16 protein-coding genes and 1 pseudogene are annotated in these 17,856 nt (G+C 54.6%); 8 read left to right on the forward strand and 9 right to left on the reverse strand.

Annotation, left to right across the window (positions count from 1 at the left end; genetic code table 11):
- Window positions 1–190 precede the first annotated feature (190 nt).
- Window positions 191–1,096: a hypothetical protein gene (locus tag ACV22Z_RS33860; protein ID WP_448080608.1), complete on the forward strand. Its 906-nt coding sequence runs from the start codon at window positions 191–193 to the stop codon at window positions 1,094–1,096.
- A gap of 414 nt (window positions 1,097–1,510) precedes the next feature.
- On the opposite strand, the gene ACV22Z_RS33865 is transcribed toward ACV22Z_RS33860, so the two are convergent.
- Window positions 1,511–1,981, reverse strand: a complete 471-nt coding sequence (locus ACV22Z_RS33865; RefSeq protein WP_448080609.1) for a hypothetical protein — start codon at window positions 1,979–1,981, stop codon at window positions 1,511–1,513.
- 392 nt (window positions 1,982–2,373) lie between these two features.
- Here ACV22Z_RS33865 and ACV22Z_RS33870 point away from each other — a divergent pair, with 392 nt between their 5' ends.
- Complete coding sequence (locus ACV22Z_RS33870; protein ID WP_448080610.1) at window positions 2,374–3,363, forward strand: potassium channel family protein; 990 nt, start codon at window positions 2,374–2,376, stop codon at window positions 3,361–3,363.
- Window positions 3,364–3,509: 146 nt separating this feature from the next.
- Here ACV22Z_RS33870 and ACV22Z_RS33875 read toward each other — a convergent pair whose 3' ends face one another.
- Window positions 3,510–3,785: an HU family DNA-binding protein gene (locus ACV22Z_RS33875; RefSeq protein ID WP_448080611.1), complete on the reverse strand. Its 276-nt coding sequence runs from the start codon at window positions 3,783–3,785 to the stop codon at window positions 3,510–3,512.
- A 975-nt stretch (window positions 3,786–4,760) separates the two neighbouring features.
- Window positions 4,761–5,630, reverse strand: coding sequence for a hypothetical protein (locus ACV22Z_RS33880; protein ID WP_448080612.1), 870 nt, complete (start codon window positions 5,628–5,630; stop codon window positions 4,761–4,763).
- Between the two features lie 70 nt (window positions 5,631–5,700).
- On the opposite strand from ACV22Z_RS33880, the gene ACV22Z_RS33885 reads away from it, so the two are divergent.
- The 3 genes from ACV22Z_RS33885 (at window position 5,701) to ACV22Z_RS33895 (ending at window position 8,821) form a co-directional block, all read left to right on the forward strand.
- Complete coding sequence (locus tag ACV22Z_RS33885; RefSeq protein WP_448080613.1) at window positions 5,701–7,182, forward strand: hypothetical protein; 1,482 nt, start codon at window positions 5,701–5,703, stop codon at window positions 7,180–7,182.
- A gap of 486 nt (window positions 7,183–7,668) precedes the next feature.
- The gene (locus tag ACV22Z_RS33890; RefSeq protein WP_448080614.1) at window positions 7,669–8,241 is read left to right on the forward strand and encodes a hypothetical protein; all 573 of its coding nucleotides are present in this window, start codon (window positions 7,669–7,671) and stop codon (window positions 8,239–8,241) included.
- A gap of 55 nt (window positions 8,242–8,296) precedes the next feature.
- Entirely contained in the window at window positions 8,297–8,821 is a 525-nt protein-coding gene (locus ACV22Z_RS33895) for a hypothetical protein (RefSeq protein ID WP_448080615.1), read from the forward strand.
- 238 nt (window positions 8,822–9,059) lie between these two features.
- Here the strand turns inward: ACV22Z_RS33895 and ACV22Z_RS33900 are convergent.
- Window positions 9,060–9,355, reverse strand: a pseudogene (locus tag ACV22Z_RS33900) (IS5/IS1182 family transposase); the annotation flags it as partial.
- A 427-nt stretch (window positions 9,356–9,782) separates the two neighbouring features.
- On the opposite strand from ACV22Z_RS33900, the gene ACV22Z_RS33905 reads away from it, so the two are divergent.
- Together ACV22Z_RS33905 and ACV22Z_RS33910 are read left to right on the forward strand one after the other, a co-directional pair.
- Window positions 9,783–11,084, forward strand: coding sequence for an SAVED domain-containing protein (locus ACV22Z_RS33905; RefSeq protein WP_448080616.1), 1,302 nt, complete (start codon window positions 9,783–9,785; stop codon window positions 11,082–11,084).
- Complete coding sequence (locus ACV22Z_RS33910) at window positions 11,077–12,429, forward strand: nucleotide-binding domain-containing protein (RefSeq protein ID WP_448080617.1); 1,353 nt, start codon at window positions 11,077–11,079, stop codon at window positions 12,427–12,429. Before ACV22Z_RS33905 ends, ACV22Z_RS33910 begins: the two co-directional genes overlap by 8 nt.
- 296 nt (window positions 12,430–12,725) lie before the next feature.
- Here the strand turns inward: ACV22Z_RS33910 and ACV22Z_RS33915 are convergent, their stop codons facing one another.
- The 3 genes from ACV22Z_RS33915 to ACV22Z_RS33925 all read right to left on the reverse strand — a co-directional run bounded on the left by ACV22Z_RS33915 (window position 12,726) and on the right by ACV22Z_RS33925 (window position 14,354).
- On the reverse strand, window positions 12,726–12,992 hold the full coding sequence (locus tag ACV22Z_RS33915) for a DUF3331 domain-containing protein (RefSeq protein ID WP_448080654.1): 267 nt from the start codon (window positions 12,990–12,992) through the stop codon (window positions 12,726–12,728).
- A gap of 791 nt (window positions 12,993–13,783) precedes the next feature.
- A complete protein-coding gene (locus tag ACV22Z_RS33920; RefSeq protein WP_448080655.1) occupies window positions 13,784–14,005 on the reverse strand; it encodes a surface-adhesin E family protein in 222 nt (73 codons plus the stop codon).
- Between the two features lie 112 nt (window positions 14,006–14,117).
- Window positions 14,118–14,354 (reverse strand): protein L, encoded by a 237-nt coding sequence (locus ACV22Z_RS33925; protein ID WP_448080618.1) that lies wholly within the window; start codon window positions 14,352–14,354, stop codon window positions 14,118–14,120.
- Window positions 14,355–14,879: 525 nt separating this feature from the next.
- Here ACV22Z_RS33925 and ACV22Z_RS33930 point away from each other — a divergent pair.
- On the forward strand, window positions 14,880–15,962 hold the full coding sequence (locus ACV22Z_RS33930; RefSeq protein ID WP_448080619.1) for a hypothetical protein: 1,083 nt from the start codon (window positions 14,880–14,882) through the stop codon (window positions 15,960–15,962).
- 238 nt (window positions 15,963–16,200) lie between these two features.
- On the opposite strand, the gene ACV22Z_RS33935 is transcribed toward ACV22Z_RS33930, so the two are convergent.
- Window positions 16,201–16,917 (reverse strand): hypothetical protein, encoded by a 717-nt coding sequence (locus tag ACV22Z_RS33935; protein WP_448080620.1) that lies wholly within the window; start codon window positions 16,915–16,917, stop codon window positions 16,201–16,203.
- 167 nt (window positions 16,918–17,084) lie between these two features.
- The gene (locus ACV22Z_RS33940; protein WP_448080621.1) at window positions 17,085–17,708 is read right to left on the reverse strand and encodes an H-NS family nucleoid-associated regulatory protein; all 624 of its coding nucleotides are present in this window, start codon (window positions 17,706–17,708) and stop codon (window positions 17,085–17,087) included.
- Between the last annotated feature and the right edge of the window lie 148 nt (window positions 17,709–17,856).

Here is a 17,856-nt window from a genome sequence, read left to right on the forward strand (position 1 = left end):
CTCGCTCCTCCGGGCCGCCGTGGCCGAATCCGCTGGGCACTGCGTGGTCGATTAACTCCGGGCTTACGCCCATCGTCAACCTATGCTCGGGAGGTGCCGGTGATGCTCGTGGTCGTCAAACTCGTAAACGCTTTTCCGCTTCGGTAGAGCGACGAAGCATACTCAAACCACTGAAAAATATCGAGGAGCCATGAAAAAGGGTCTATTGCTGGGAGCCGGGTTCTCGTATGACTTGGGGATGCCGACGGCTAGAGAATTGACTGAAACATTTCTCGATCTGTTTGACAAACGGAAAGCGGCCCTCATTGTAGCGAGCCTAGGATCTCACCAACCCTACTCCAGCGACCGTCCCATAAGTAAAGCGGCAGTTGCCGAGGCGTTTGATCTTCTACTTGATTACAAGTCGAGAAATGGCAGCAATTACGAGGAACTAATTGCGAACATTCAGGCCCGCGCCTCGGAGCCAGCAAGACCTCAATCCGATAAGGATTCGTATCATTTTATTTTCAGCGTATTTTACGAAATCATTCATGTCGCACTGTCGGTTTATCAAACCGCGTCATATGAGATCCTGTACACAAGGAACAGGAAATGGTTCTCATCGCTCCCAAATCTACTATCCGACGAGGAGACTTGGGTCTTTTCGCTAAACCACGACCTGTTTCTTGAATTCCTTTGCATTGATCTCGGCATCCCCGTGACGTATGGCGATAGCGGAAAAATAGATTTTCCAGTAAGCAACAGGGAGATGGCAAATATCATCCCGCTGAGCTACACGGCGAGAAAGGAATACAACATACGAAATCCGAAATTCTTTAATGCTCAACAAGGCATTAATCTCGTTAAGCTCCATGGGAGCTTGAGTGAGTTGGAGTATCAGGACAGCACCTTGATCTGCAACCCAATTTTGACAAGAAGCACCTCGCGGGAATTGATGAGTGATTTTGAGAGGATCGAGCGCATGGGTTATTACGTCCAGAATCGCAAAGTACCATCTGGTAGAGATCGAGCGATAACCAACGCGCAAGGCCAGCTAGACATAATTTGCAAGTCAATGCTTACCGGTGGAAAAAATACAGCACGACGTCTAACGTAAAAGACGGCGAAGAGAAATTGAAGGTCTTAGACGACGCGCTAATCCAACTAGACGAACTGACTATCATTGGCTACGGGTTTGGGGATCGCCACGTGAATTTCAGAATATCGAACGCCATGGTTCGGCACAAAGAGCTGAAAATCAGAATAGTTGACCCGATGCACAAAGCCCCCCCCGACTTTTTGCAACAGTTCGACTATGATTCAAGAATCAGATTGGCTATGTGTGGAGCGGCTCAATGGATGGATTACTGCAAAAGTAACAAATGGGACGCCGAGCAAACCAGGTCACTCAACGAGAATGCCAAGTACCGACTAGAGATAAAGGATTCCGTCCGTCACACTCTTCAAAAAATCTACAACATCTAATTTCGAACGATTGGTGGCCTATGGTTGCGGAGCCGTTCTACCTCCACTAGTCCGGTCTCTCTTTGGAAAGAAGCGCCTCTTCAGCCATCAGGTCGACCATTGCCTTGCGCTGCTTCGCCTTGAAAGCCTCACGTTTTGCGCTCTGTTCCGCGATGAACTGCGAGAGATCCTTTTCGAGGTCGGAATCCTGCTTGCCCGGCATCCAAGGCGCGACGCTATGCTTCGCGCGGGTGATGCGGGACAGGCCGAGCGCCTGCTTCGCGGCCTTCGCGGACTCGAACTCCACCTCCGCACAATACTCGAGCGGGTCGCAATACTCCCACACCGCAGACAGGGATTGCCGAGTGGAGTGAAGCAAAGCTGGAAACTCACGAAGCTGCGAAGTGACTCTGTGCTTCAACGACTTCCAATCTATCGACTCTGGGTACGTGAACTCGGGCAACGTAAGGTTCTTAAGCGGCTCACAGCTTTGCGTACGAGCCGCCTCCTGAGCGGCCCAGTCGGCGCGGTGCATCATCAACCTAGCGTCCCGAGCATAGCCCTCCAGCGCAAGCGCTGCCGTCAGAGCCGCGTGTCGTGCCTCGCGTTTGCGTGCCCTACCGCCCTATAGCTCACTCCATCCCAACGTAACGACCGAACTGACGACGCCAGCTACCCCTCCGACCCTCAGCAGATCCATCCAGCCGCTCTGCTTCAGATACTCGATCCACTGAAGCTCCATGCCCGTCCGTTCCTCCGAGTCGCATTGCGAGAAAGTATAAGGAAACGCGTCCAAGACGCCAGACCCAGTAGCCCCATTCAGGATGTTTGACGTTAGACTAGCGGCGGTCGGCCACCTCGGCGCACTGCAGCCCCCGTCACATAACCGATGACACGATATTTGAACAAATCAGCTTTCCAAAACAGGCCATGAAAAATAACACATGGATCGCCATACTGGGTCGGCGGCACCCATCCTTCTACGCAGTTTTGTATTTTTTTCTTATTCCATTTTTTGCGTTAATTTTTAGTTACGCGCCAGATGTCGCACTGAAGTGCCAAGATAACGATCCCTGCGGTTTCTTTCAGAAACTATATTTCAGCACGGCGACGATTACAACTTTGGGTTATGGAGACATTACGCCCAAAGGAGCAGGCGGTCAATTAGTTGCGGGATTGGAGGCACTTCTTGGGATCGTTACGATTGGCCTATTTCTCAATTCTCTCTCTTATTCAATTGGTAGCGCCGCGCAAGAATTGGAAGCGGCTAGTCAAGAGCGCGCCCGACACCTTGATGAGGTTGCTCGACTCAGAAGCTTCGCAAGTATCGTGTCGATCTATCTATCAAGATATCGATTGTACGCTTATTTGGTAACCACGCCATTGACGCTTCGCCCCGGAGTTCAGGTTGTATCACCTAAAGACGGCGAAACAGTTCAAATAGAGCTGCCAAAATTTGAGGCGGCTGGTCAATTTGAAATACCACAGAAAAAGAATTTTATATTTAATGATTTGAAGGATTTATTTAAGCCCAGCCTACGCCTTTCGGATGACTATTCCCGCTCGACCGCTTTCTATTATTTTAGCGCTCAAGATAATCTACTGTCGGCAGTACGCAATCTCATGCTTGGAGTAGATCTGAGCAAATGGCCGGAATTGGCGCACGTCTGCCGTGAGTTAATTGAGACTTCGATTGAGCTTGACTGGAGGGAGGCAATTCTTAAGCTTGAAAGCGTAGCAACTGGACCTAACTCCATGAAGGGTACAATCGAGAAGATGATTGAAGAATGGCAAGGAGAGCCGAAGTTTTTACCGAGTAACGTGATAAATGCCTATGTCGCGCTTTACATGCTCATCCGCAAGAACCTGGAGACACTTGACCAATATGAGATCTTTTTGAATACCGCACTCAATTCATAGGGAGAGATTGTGCGTGGAATGCCATCTAGATCGGCCATTGCATTCTAAGTGCGATGACCGACGTTCACCTATCGGCGGCGACGACGCCAGCTGCCGGTGCTTTCTGGATATTTGCACTTTGGTAATTCGCCGCGACAGGTGGCAACCTACGCGTTGACAGCGTCCTTGAACGCCTTTCCGGCCGTGAACTTCACCGTCTTCGCGGCCCGTATCTGCATTTCTTCTCCCGTCGCGGGATTGCGACCAGTTCGAGCGGCTCGGGAGCCCGTGGCAAACGAGCCGAATCCAATAAGCTGAACACCTTCTCCATTCGCAACTGCCGTCGTTACCGTACTGATAAACGCGTCAATCATCTCGCCCGTAGCGACCTTGCTGTCACCGGTCGCTGACGCGACTGCGTCAATGAGTTCTTGTTTATTCATGCGGAAATCCTCCTCGTCTCGAATAAAAAAGTGGTAATAGACCGAACTGTACCTTAACAGGTAGAGATGTCGTCAATAGACTGGGTGCATGCATCCATGAGACAGAGACCATGACACGAGGGATTCCTACCTCCACAGACGAGCAGCAGCGGGGTCGGCACCGAGTCGCTCGAGAACCGCCACAGCAACGGGAGGCATTTGCTGACGGGCAATAGGTGTCTTCAGCATAACAAATATGTGTACGGAAAGGCGTGTTTCATGCAACTCTTTGTTAGCTTTTTCTGTTCTCGGTCAGCTCGCTCGCTATCTGAGGCGAGTCGATTCGCTGCGGCGAGGGAGCGCTGTTGGTCGTGGCATGACTCGGACAGGCGAATGCCGGAAGACTTTATGACCCGCCCGGGACCGCCGGCGTGCGGCCCTATCGCGACGCTGTCATGAAGCACCATACCTGAGAGTTCTTCAAAATCTGTGTCCGTGGCAGTTACTAGCGAAACTTCGCACATCGCCGAGCATGCGCGAACTGGCGACTATTTCGCCGTGACAGAACTGTGAAGTCCCGTGACTGGCACTGTCCGCCTCTTGCAGCCGAGCATCGACTGCTCACGTATGCAGGGCGCGGCCGCCCGATTGGCCGCGTAAAAACAGAATTTGAGTTTTATGCGGCCAATCGTTTTAAATCAAAGACTTACATCACTTGAGATGACACGTCCGCTATACATCAGCATGCTTCCATGGAAACGACGTCAGCTACTGGACGACTCAAGCAACGTGGCAGAGGCATCTCCAAGTCAAATACCTTATCGACAGCGACTACCAATACCGGTGGCGGCAATCGCGCCAAGGTTCATGGACGTCGCGAACATGTCCGTGACTCACACAAACGCGAACCCCACGTGACGCTCTCGAATCCAGACGCATGCGAACGGGACTAACGGCCAATTCGTTGGCCCCCTGCAGTGCCAGCGATAGCGGGCATCAGAACCTCGGGAATGGGATGACGTCTGTCCAAGCATCCTGCCAATTGTCCCGACACGCACTCTTCGCTTGTTTCGCTGCGTCAAAATCCGTAGCCTCGTGCTCGGGTTCCACAGCCCGGACGGACCCGTCTTCGGACTCAGCATCACACGCGCTCACCACTATCGCTCTTCGGGCCACGATGGGGAGCTGAAACGCTTCATTCTTGGTGTCCTTCGGCGAATCGGACCCGGAGTCGTGCGGTCGTGGATGATAATTCTGCGCACTCATTTCGTGTGCCCAGATGTCCGTCATCACGCCCTCCGTTGCTGGGATAATGTCGAGAACGGGCCCGTCATCAAACAAGAAAAGCACGAATATCGGTGCGCCCGCACGATTGAATTGCTCGGTCGATACCAAGACCTGCCCTCCACGCAGTTCAAGATACGCTCGCCCTTTCTCCCAGTCGGATGTCCACTCCCGAATGACGCACGCTCTCGGTAACGCAGTTGTCGAGGGGATGCGCGTCGAGGAAATGCCCGGAAGCGGGACGACGACACACGGTTCTTCGCTCATCAGGCCTGGGCGTACAAATATATCGCTCGCCAAGGTCCTGTATGACGAAGCCTCGCCTGATTGCAGACAATCGTCGACGACTGTCTTTGCCAACGTCTCGTAGATGTCATCGTGGTCGAGATGAAACGTAGCCACTTCAGATTGTGAGTTCACGGGATACATAAAAGTCTCCAGGTAATTGTCATCAGTATCTGCATCGGTTTTATCCCATCGCGATGCGCGCGATGGCCCGCAGCCTGCAGGAATAAAACTCGCGGCTTCACGCCCTATCGCAACCTCACGCCGGCATTCATGCCGCAGCCAGACGATAAACATGAATCACAGCAGCCAGCACGAACGAATCCTCCGAACCGCCCTCACCGCTGTCGTCCGAGTAGTCGCAGACATGGACCGTTCTGTACCCACAGCGGACGGCGTTGTGCCGGTTGTCCTAGAGGTTCTGTTCTGGATTTTTGAGCAGACCGCGCCCGAACTGGTTATCGAGATTGAAAACGGCGGCCTGCGGGAGAGCCTGATTCTCCTCATCTGCGAGTACGCCGCTCTTAGAGGGAAGGCGCAGGAATCGAAGCATCTTCCCTACATCGGTCGAGAGCCCAACGACAGCCCCATTGAGTACACGCGCATCGACGTCGACGACCTGCTGAACGCATTGCCGACAGAGCGCAGCTCGCCAGCTTCCACTTTTCTGGAAATTTTTGATTCCATCTATGCGGACATTGAAGAGGCGCTGCAAGCCGTTGACTCAATCCCGTGGGGAGACGAAGACATCGAGGACTGCTGGAAACGATGGCCACATCCGCAGTCCACGGGGTTGCTCTTCGATCACCACTACTATTATGTGGAAGCGAAAAGGTTGCGCGACCCTTTCGCCGATTCGACTGCGCCGCTCGAGCTTGCAAAACGGTGGCTGACGTCGACACTGGAAGATATGGACAACGGTCGTCATTCGCATTTCTGGTCGACCGTAGACCCGTCTGTGCTGGGCGAGTGGTTCTGCACCACTTCACCGTATATCGCGAAAATCGTCGAGGACAGCGGCCTTATGTCTGCTTTCCACGATGCCGCGACCTCGTACGTCGGGAGTATGCGCGACATCGAGCATCGCTGGCACCGCCTCAGCGGTCCACTGCGCGCACTCATATCTGCCCGAACCGCTAGCGCAGACGATGCAATCGCCATCATCGCGTCCGCGATAGATATCCATGCACATCAGAAAGACCAACGGATGTCGATAGCGCGCCAGGTCTACGCTATGTTCTGCCGGCGTCTCAATCCGCAGCGGACGGCGCAGTCCTGTAACCTCTTTAGGTCACCAGCAAGTAACTCACTCATTGAGAGAGTCAGACAGGACTCGGCCTCATGGAAAACATGCTACCTCGTGGACACAGAAGCGCTTCCGAGCCCATTCGAAGAGCGTATTGCAGCGCGTCAGTGCCTTGTGGTCCGGCTGCCCGAGACTTGGCTCCAGCTGACCAACGAGCTGACCGCCGACACTGGACTGGATAGCCTTTTCAGCCGGATGAGCACGGGAGGCCAATCCCTTGCCAGCTTAATTGTGAATCGCTCGTTCTGGGCGCCCTACGAGCAGTTGTGGCCCCTCATGCGCGCATTTCGAAACGAAGTTCCGGTCGTCTACGTATTCGACGCCGTCTCCATTCTTGCACTGTACCAGCTCAACCATTTCGTCGACCTGAAACGAATCGCCAACACGCCCTTCCGTCACTGGCCTTCGATAACGCTGGATACCGGGGACTGGCGGTACGCATCCCAGAGCTACACGTCGGCGCTGCTTGACGAAACGCAGGTCAAACCGTCAATTCTGACGACTGTCGTGAATCTCACGACGCATGCGCGGGCGGCTTCGTAACCGTGCATGGCCAGCGGCTTCGATTCCGTGAAGGACCGAGGCCACGGACAGGGCCAAGTGAAGCACTCGCAGCTGAGCATCAACGCAATGGCCTACTCGGCACTCCCCGCCCCTCGCCCGGATAAAACCAACGGCTACCTGCTGGACCCCTGACGCCTCTACGCCCAGACGTACCGTCGTACGTTCTCATCTGTTCGAAGATAAGGCTGCATAAGAATTTATACGTTCGCTGTCACTTTTAGCAACTTCATGATTTCATTTCTCAACCTCACTTGCAACGCCATATCACAACAACGGCAAGGATCTGTCCCGTATAAATAATTGGATATTTTTCAATACGTATTGAAAACAAACATCGACTTCTTTATTCTCCCCCCAAATCGCGACACGAGACATAGTTTTAAGCAGCACGCAAGAGCGGAGTCGCTATACGGATAGCGCGTCGATTTTCGACGCGTGTAGGACACACTATTTAGAGCCATAGCCATGACGATTGAATTTGATTACGGAACCGCCAATATCTCCTTTGACGACACCGACCTGAATTTGGAACTGCTTGCCGAGATTCGTCAGCAAGCTACTCAGCGTGGTGCCGCTGTGTCGTACCTTGTGCCTGTTGAAGATTTGCTATTTGATGATAGCGACGGTGAGAACTGCGCCGTCGTGGTAGCTGCTTTGCCGGGCGTCGTATCAAGTGCCATCGACTACGCAGACGAACACACCTGGCCATCGGTCGAAACTGAACTCGATGGGTCTCGAATCGCGTGCCTCATGCTAGCGAAGGGGTCCGTTGCCCTCGCCCGGACGGCCGTTCGACTCTCGGGGGCCATGCAGTCGCAGCAGTTGCTTGTGTTGTGGATGTTCGACGACGGTGGAGCTCTGTGCCGGTACCGCCTGGACGAAGACCTCCTCGATGAATTCGACATCGCTGCAAGGTCGGCGGAAGACCACGTACACCTGACGCCGGAGGAAACCGCCGCATGGCAGAAGGTCGCGCGCGAGGCAAGTCACATCGGCGTTTTCGACCTCGTCGACCTGACGGAAGACGCTGTCCTGTAGAGCACGAGGAATCGGATATTAGTCTTGCAGCCATCAACCAAAGGACACGAAAGAAATGTATTGCTGGTCGGAACACGAAACAAAAGCTGAACTGCTCGCTACAATCCAGACGCACTTTGCCTCCAATTCTGTGCGAACAGCTTATGTCGTGCCGCTGTCGGAGTTGTGGGAGCAACCGCAGCTTACGGACGAAAAGTGCATCGTTATCCCGATGCCCGGTACGACCGCCACGGAGATTGATTACGAGGACAAGAGTGTCGCTACGCAAGTCCGCCGTCGCGCCGACGGAACGGGTATCGAATGCTTGCTTCTGGCGAATGGCCGTGTAGCTGTGTCGGGACCTGCTATCGACATTGCTCAGTCAAGCACCTTCGGCCGTATTTGGGTACTGTGGGTCTTCGACGACAAATCGACGCTTTCGGAATATCGATTCGATGCTCGACTATACGAGGACCTCTGGGCCACGTCGATGGTTGCCCAAAGTTATCACCCAGTCGAATGGGACAAGGACGAGCCGGAGGGTCTTGATGTCCTAGAGTACCTTGAGTACATCGTGCCAGCCAAAGTGCCAGCGCAGTAACCTCATCTCCACGTCAACGCAAGGGACAATCAGCTAAGCGTAGACTGGAAAGCGCAACTTCCGGCGCATATGCAGTAGCAATTCACGGCGGACCATCGGTCCGCCTTTCTTATTCCAAGACTGCGAGTACCTAGCGACAGAGTACTGCTCGTGCTACCGAACCTTCGGTGTAAGCGTTGCCCCAGCACCGTTTGTTCATGAAAGGCCATAGGCGGCAATCTGGTTCTCACCAGAATGCGTTCGCACCGGTCAGAATGACCGCGAGCGGGACGTCTTGCGCATCGACGATGAAGTGGTGCTTGCTGCGAGGTAGCGCCGGTCAGTCGGGTTAGGGCCGTTTTTTTCCACAAGCATCGCGCGAACGGATGAGCTGTCGACGATGGCGCGTGTCAGGTCTAGTTAGCCGCGACGACGTAGCTCGGCCAGCAGCGCCTCGTGGATGCGTTACCAGACGCCAGCTTCCCGCCATGCAACCAGCCGTCGCCAGCAGGCGGTACCCGAGCCGCAGCCCATTTCCGGCTGCAGCATCTCCCAGCCCTCCTCCCTGTTAGGATATAAGGGGACAGAATCCCCCATTAAGCTGTGCCAAACCGCTTCTCAAAGTTGAAAAGCCATCTTGCTGTCGTACATGCCCTCCTCGCAAAGCCGCGTTGCTACTGACAACTGGATACACATACGCTATCGATTCAGCGTAGGCAATTGATTCCGCGTAGGCAATTGAGAGGCTAGGCTGCAAGCAGAAGCGACGGGAAGGATTCTCGACAACTTGTCGGCCCCCTCCACCCGGGATGCAGGCCACATGTGCTGATATGAAACGATGTCGCCAAGCCACACCACAAGATATAGGCGGTTGATGGCATCATAGACACCAGATATAGTTACGGAAAGCTTCGCTGCAGTCCAGTTGCCCCGTTCCCGCTTACGGAACGCCGGCCGCACCACTAACCAGGGAGAAGCCCTCTTGACCTTCGGTGCATATCAACTCCCGCCGCCAGCCGACTGGCAGGCATTTGAGCGCTTCGCCCGTGATTTGTTTGCATCGCACTGGACGGACCCCACGGCAGAAATGAACGGACGCTCGGGTCAACCCCAGGCTGGCGTCGACGTTTATGGCACAAACGCTACGACTGGGAAGATGGAGGGCGTTCAATGCAAGGGTAAGGACGGGCGCTACGGACATTCGGTGACTAAGGATGAGCTTCGCGACGAAGTCGCCAAGGCATTGAAGTTCAAGCCGGCCCTTAGCCGCTACTTCCTGGTCACAAGTGGAGTTGCCGATGTCGCAGTGCAGGCGGAGGCGCGGCTCATCTCTGAGGAGCATGCGAAGGTCGGCAAGTTCCCGGTCCAAGTCTTCGGCTGGGACCAGCTATTGGCCATCCTGAAGAATCACAAGAAGGTGGCCCGTGAGCATTTTCGTGCACTGCATTTAGCGCTTTCAGAAGTGAACGCGCCAGCGGAACTCATCGCAATCTGCCACCAGTCCTTCCAGCACGCTGGGCTCTTCGATAGTGTGGACCCTGTCGCTGCGGCCGAAGGGTTCCATCCAGTGCTCATGGATGCGTCCCCGCACTTCGAGCACGGCGTGCTGGATGCCCGCAGCGCCCTTGCACTTCAGCGCAATTTGTATCGCGACGTCTCCTCACAGTTGCGCACCCACCCTAAGGCAACTGTTGCCTATTTCGGAATTGCACACATCCCGCTGGCAATGCACGCTGGCTCTGCGGTGTCAACCAGGCAACCAGTCCGGCTATATGAGCTCGACGGGGCATCCGCTACCGGCATTTGGAATCCGCTGCTGGATGGCGACGGTCTCGACTTGGGCGTGGAGTTGGTCGATTTGGGCGGACCAGTTGGCGGCCCAGATGCCGTCATCCAGGTAGATGTCAGCGCCCAGGTAGCCAAGTCCGACATCGACCAGACCATCGACAGGCCTTACCGGCATTTTGTGGTGCGCATCGCTGAGCCCAGGCGAGGCGTCATCACACACCACGACCAGGCTCGGGCCATCGCAAATGCATTTCGGCAAGCACTGGACCGTATTCACAACGAGAGCCCATCGACAACCCACCATGTCTTTGCTGCGACGCCAATGTCGGTTTCTTTCCGCCTCGGCCAGATGGTGAGCCACACAATGCATCGCTCGGTGCTTGCCTACAACTATTCGCAGCGAAGTGCTCCACCCTACTTTTGGGCCGTTGATTTGGTTGCCGCAGACGGCGATTCCGGGCAACTTTGGATTTCGGGAGACAAAAGTCGTGTTTGATGCATCGAAAGAACTAAACACTTTCTACGAGAACCATGTTCGGCTCGGGACGAAGCTGCGCAATGACTTGGGCGGTTATCGCGATCTGAATTTGCAACGGCTAACCGACGGCTTGAAGGCACTTGGCGATAACAAGGGAGTTGTCTACAAGACGTATGCTGACAGTAAGAACCAGGGGAGCTACGCCATGCACACCCTGAATCAGTGCGAGCACGTCGACTACGACATCGACGTGGCAGTGATTTTTGAGAAGGACGACCTTCCGGAAAACGCCGCAGACGCTCGAATCCGAGTGCGAGACGCACTCCTCGAGAAGTGCAGTAATTTCACCAAGGAACCGGAGGCAAGGAAAAATGCTGTGACGGTCTGGTACGTCGACGGCTATCACATCGATTTCGCTATCTACCGGCGCCGGACGGACTGGTGGGGGAATACGATAATCGAACATGCCGGTGGAGACGAATGGTCACCACGCGACCCAATGGCCTACACCGACTGGTTCACTAAGCAGGTGAGCACCAAGAGTCCACCGACACTCGTGCATACATTGTTGAATACGTCTGTATCCGTTCCGCAGGGGCAGTTGCGACGTATAGTGCGCTTCGTGAAAGCATTTGCCAGGTCTAGGTCCGCCTGGGCACTGCCAGGCGGGATTGTCATTACAAGCCTCGTATGCGAAGTGTACAAACCGCATCCGTCGCGTGATGACGTCGCGCTGGTCGATACGCTCAAGGCCCTTCTTGCCCGACTGATGGCTAACGTCGAAGTGGAAAACCCGGTGCAATCGGGCGTTCGCTTCACGTCGTCTGACCGTCGGCGCCGGGAAGTCGAGCGGCTTCGGGATGCTTTGAAAGAAAAGCTGCCGAGCCTTGATATCCTGCACCATGCTGCCTGCACGCGAAAGCAAGCAATGGGTGCGTGGGATGCCGTTTTCTGGCACGGCTATTGGTCCGATGCCAAGAAGGAGATCGTGGAATCCGCAGCCAGCTCCGGTCTGACTATCGAGTGTTGGCTGGCCAAGAAAAAACAGGGGCCCGTCTATAAGCAGCACCGCAGCAATTCTTCAGCGTTGCCGAAGGGCCTCCACCTTCGCTTCACCGCGAAGCCGGACGGAATTGCATTACCCTATAATGTACGCTGGTCAGTTCGCAACGAGGGACATGAAGCGACCGAAGAAGGGCAACTATCACACGACCATATAAATGGCGCCAGCGAACCGTTTTGGACATCGACGGCCTTCAAGGGGCGCCACAGAATGGTTTGTGAGATCGTAAAAGATGGGGTCACCGTGCGCCGCACTGAGCACATCGTCCGAATCGCCCCTGGTCCCCGCGTCCTGCTGTAGTTGCACGCAAGGACGCTCTCACTAACAGAGCGTCCGCCATACGTGATAGAGGCCACTCGCCTGGACGAACTCTTGCCTTAGAACCGGGATCGGACGGCAGCATAATCGTGAGACGCGTTTGTCGGGTGACAATGCAGCATTGGGCTCGTGCAGGCGACGGAAGTGCCGAGCTCTATCGTTCTCGCGAGGGTAGCAAAATCAGTAATCGCCCCTCGCGACACTCGAGCATGCAACCAATTTTATGGCAGTGCTTCCGCGTCAACTGAACCCGGGGCACCTTCCGAATGCTCTGGCCGTTAGCGTGCAGCCTCTCGCATTGCATCCTCGTGAATCATGGCCTGTGCGTTAGTGCACGCAACGTACTTACTATCTGGTCGATATACTGCGTCGCCCCTATTAATCGGGCGCCCCGTGATTGCGCAATGACCGACTCGCCTAGCACCTCCTCGCCGCCACTTCTGTTCCCCATAATGGCAGCGTCCCGGTTGCACCCAGCGCACGACGACCGATTGGTCCTCGGACTCGAGAATCCAGAGATGTGCGTTGTACTCAGCGGAAAACAGGTCGGCTGTCGTGAGCGGATGCCCTACCTTTCCAAGATCGTGTTGCATGATATTTCCCACGCAGCCGATCTTACAATTTCAATCGCCCGGCTACTAGCGTTCTAGCATCGTTGGAGTCATCCATGACACTAAGTAGTTCTTACAATTAACCATAGCATCTACGAAGCGATGCCTTCACAAATACGCTCGATATGCATGTCAGCAACTACATCGTGGAGCGTGTACTTCCAGCTGCGCAAGGATTGCGCCGAATCTTCATGAACGACGCTTAACTTTCCGCTATCTATTTGACATTTTTGATTCTAGGTGATGTTAGGCCGCCCATGATGATACTGTCAACGACTCAAGGTGCGTCACACCTCAACGTGCCCGGTCCTTTCACGCGGTCGCGTCACCATCGATTTGTCTGACATAAAGCCAAAGCCTTATGCCTGCGTGTTCTGTGAGAGTCGACGAGGAACATCAGTCTTTTAATGTTTCAGAGAGGCAACGCAGTTATGCATCGCTGCAACAGTCGCGATTCGCACATCACCTATGCGTTGAAGCGGCCGATGTCCATTCGCGGATGTGTGCGCTCGACGATATTCTCGTGAACGCCCTACGTATTGGCCCAAGCACGGCCTGTCTCGGAAAAATCTGACCAACCACGGCCTTTCAAATTGGCGTCGACAGGGCGAAAGCGCACAGCCGAAGTAATTGACCTAGTCTGCTAAACAGACCGATTTGCTCCCCCGTGTACAGAAGGTACGGGGCGAAACACGCGCATTGCCCAGTCGACCAGACAAAAGGCGTCACATTGATGGTGTCGGGGCTGTTCTCGAAGATTTGCCTTTATGATGGTACAAACAGGCAATATTCAGCATGGCTTCGCCCGTTGAGTCAGGAACAATTTCGACATATTGCAAGCGGGCTGGCCCTACAGTCCAGGACCAGACAACTTTCCCGCTGCCGGCATGGTCATCGTAGAACACCGCCTGTGTTGTAGCCCATGTACGCTGATCGCAATCAAACACCAATTATTTTTTCGACGACACATATCTCGTTGCCGGAAACATACCTGGCACGTCTAGCGAGTACATGTTGTCTTCCAGAAACCATGCCTTGGTGCGCATAGGCCTTTGTGTCTCAGTCGGTCTCGGCGCGAACCAGCAGTTTCCAGCGAATTGGCGGCTTATCGGAGCTGTGCTGATGATGATTTTGCGGTGGGAATGGATCGCCTTTATTCGCAGCAACCTCCTTATCACATCCAGTGCAGCGGTAGATACCCGACATCTCCACTTCATTGCCCGGCTTGTGCTCCAAGTCCCAGTGCTCTTTATGGGCAGCCTTTCTTACTCGGTCCGCATCGCGATACCACGCCATATCTCCCCCTCATGTTGCCAGTGTTGACTGTCCCGACCAATAGTAGCTCAACGACCCACTTTAATCATCGCAATCTGCAACTCACAAGCCCTACTCGCCGCTGATCACGAGTCCCGCGACCGACGGAAGTTGGCGCCGGCACTGCCATCGGATTGCTGACCCACGTGGCCCAGAACGCCTTCGTTTTCCCGGCCCACTTGTTGCCCCGGCCGACATTGGCATTGCTCAGCCTGTCCAGCACTCAGACTCACCTAATCATCGCAAGTATGCGCTCAGACTCGCTCATAAGGTGGCCCCAAAGCCCCCTTGCTCTGATCATCCATAGAAACCTTGCGGAATTCCATCGCGCCGCCCTATGCTCACAAAACGGAGTAGCCCAGCGCCCATACAATGCAGAGCAGCCACCTCGGTCACTCACGGCCGTTAAGATTTTAGAATTTTTGCCGATAGGTCGATATATGATCGCAGGTGACCACGAACACACATGGTTTGCCAAATTCAGCCAACAATCGGTAAAAATCAGACATGCAACAGATGTTCCACGACGTGCCAATGCCGCACAGTCCAGATGCATTCGAGCAACTGTGCGCCAATGTGTACAGCGCTCGGTTCGATGATCTACTACCATCGGTAAATGGACGCTCGGGCCAGAGCCAATATGGATTGGACGTTCTCATAACCCGACCGGACGCCACCCGAATCGGCATTCAATGCAAACGATTTATGCTGACTAAGCTGACGGTCGACATTCTCGACGAGGATATTAAGAAGGCAGATCGCGGCGAGTGGGGTATAAGCGCGCTCATCTTTGCCACGACCGCACTTCGCGATACGAATCTGATACGATGGGCCGTGCAGGTCTCCAAACAGCGTTTAAGTGAAGGAAAATTCGCCATTCATATTGAATTTTGGCAAGATATCTGCAACCACGTATTCGCGTATCCTGCGCTCCAACATCAATACGTACCTCAAGCTCCCGGAGGTATCCTATACGAGGTCAGGGACGCCCAGTCTGCCAGCGATGACCGCGCTATGAGAATCGAGAAGCTTATTGCATCGCTGCTGGAGAAGCAATCCGAGAAGGTTTCACCACACACAACGGTGGACGAACATGGCAGGAAGCTCATTAACGCCTGGCGCCAGTATGTCGTTCGTCGCCCCATCGGTAATGCACGCAAGGCACGCGTCTATTTTATCGCCATTTCTGCTACGGGCCTCCTCTTCTGGGTCGGCTTGCAATTTGAGATGTTCTCTTCACACTTTTCATTGACGGGATCATGGTTTCTTTTGTGCATGCTCCCAACAATGCTTGCCATGATGTTCGCCCTCATCTGCACACATCTGCTTCGCAGACTCCCGATTATGGCCACTCCAGTGCACCGGAGCCTACTACTCGAGAGCGGCAACAGCGGCGACGTTTATATAACTCGCATCTTCGCTCGCTGCCCGCAGTGTGATGAAGTGATGCGATACACCTTTCTTGGTCCGCTCAAGGGACCAATGTATCCACGACTCGTTTGCCCGCGCAACGGGCGAGCCCACAACCTCGAATTCGACTATACAACGATGCCCGATGCTGGAACCGACGTCCCTACCGATTCCATCTGAACACCCTCACCGCTCGGTATGAGCGAGTCACAAGGACCTAGACGACAAAGGTGATCGGCACCCAGAAGCCCTCAAAGAAATTCCTCCCGATAAACAGAACTTCCTGCTTCACATGGCTAAGCGATCCGGACTTGGCTCTGCTTTGCCAAAAGAGAAATTTTTCATACTGGCTCGGTGCTTACAGCGGCCGAACTCCTGCTCGATTCAAGGTCGCGCGCGGCTCAACCGATCATCCAGCTCACGATTCTTCACGTACAGCACGCCCATACGCCCCAACCAGCTCACCGCCCATCATACGGGCTGCGGATCGCCAGGTATCCGGGCTATCAACCGTACGCACCCTCCAATAGAGCCGCGCTTGCTTGCAAGGCGGAAGCAGCTTATGGCCGCTTCCGAAATCCGACTTCGCTGCAAAGTAGAGGTCCGACGCACCCAACAGGGTAGCCGTCAGGCTATACGGGACCTCGCAAGCTGCTTGTTTAAGCACGCGCAGCGCTGCTTCAACAAAATCGCAAAAAAACTCGACATGAAAATCAGCGACACACGACACATTCTCCGTGCCATTGTTTGAGAGTTCAGGAAATTTCCAAAGGCCTGCGATGAGGTGCCCGTCCCGGTGGAGTTCGTATGACCAATCCGGGTCGCCTCGCTGACTCACAGCGGCCACACCGCGAAACGTCGGATCGGGCACGTAATTCGAATGGAAACTACTCCACCACCCGTTCTGCCCCCCGTTTCCACGCTGCAGCGCGTTCCGTACCGCGTCGTCCATCACGTCGATTTCGAAATCTTGATCGATCGGACGAGCCTGGACGACGAGCGCGGGCCGGTTAAGCAGCGAATAGGTCTCCGAGAATTCACATAGCCGCAAGATCATATTCGGATGATCTGCGTACGCAATTTTCAGCTTCGCATCTTCTGTCAGCACTTTTTCCTCGCTTGTTTTACTACCCACGGCTCGATAGCGGACAACCCGTAGTGAGGTCCGCGCGCACCCGAATACTGTCCGTCGGACGCAAACGGGGCGTCCCGATCTGACGACCACCGCTCAGCTAGAGCCGCGATACCCCCACTATCGAGAAGGTCGGCGCTATCGCTCGCCGACAGATGCCGCCTATTCCGTTACTGGCTCGGAGAGTTCTGGACCTCTGGCGTCGCAATTGCGTCAACCTTCGCGGCAGTTTTCCGGCCTGCCGAAGACTTACGACTCGCTACCTTTTTCATCGCAACTTTCCTTGATGCCTTAGCCGCCCCGCGAGTTGTCGTTTTCGCAGCCGTTGATGCTCGCTTCGTTGCGGCCTTCTTGGCTGGCGCACTAGATTTCGTGGTCTTCGTCGCCACTTTCTTTGCAGTACCACGCTTTGCAGACTGCGTCTTGATACCGCCTTCGGCGGTCGCGGCATCCGCAGCGGCAGCCCCGCCAATCACGAATTTGGAGCGGTCTTTGACGTCTTTAATCCACGCCGGAGCACGCCCTCGACCACTCCACGTGGCACCGCTCTTCGGATCTTGATACTTGGCCTGCACGGGACGTTTCGCTTTTTGCCCTACCACACCCGCCGCCCCGCCCGACTTCCGACCACGCTTGCGGCTGACGAACCCTTCAATGTCAGCAACGGTCAGTCCGTGCTTTTCCATCAACTCCCGGATCTTCGTGAGGCCAGTCACCGATTGCGTCTGGACCATTGCCTCAGCTTGTTTTTGCAGCTTTGCGATCTTCGTCTGAATTGCTTCCAATGTTGCCATTGAGACCTCCTGGATATTCTTCTGGTGACGCAGCTGAAAAAAGCTACGACAAGTTCTCGCGCGTCCGACCAATCCGGACCCTAGCGAATACACAAATTATGCGCCTAAATTCGTTTAACGGGTAACGTAATGCAGAAAAGAGACGCCG

The organism is Burkholderia sp. PU8-34 (assembly GCF_053427725.1).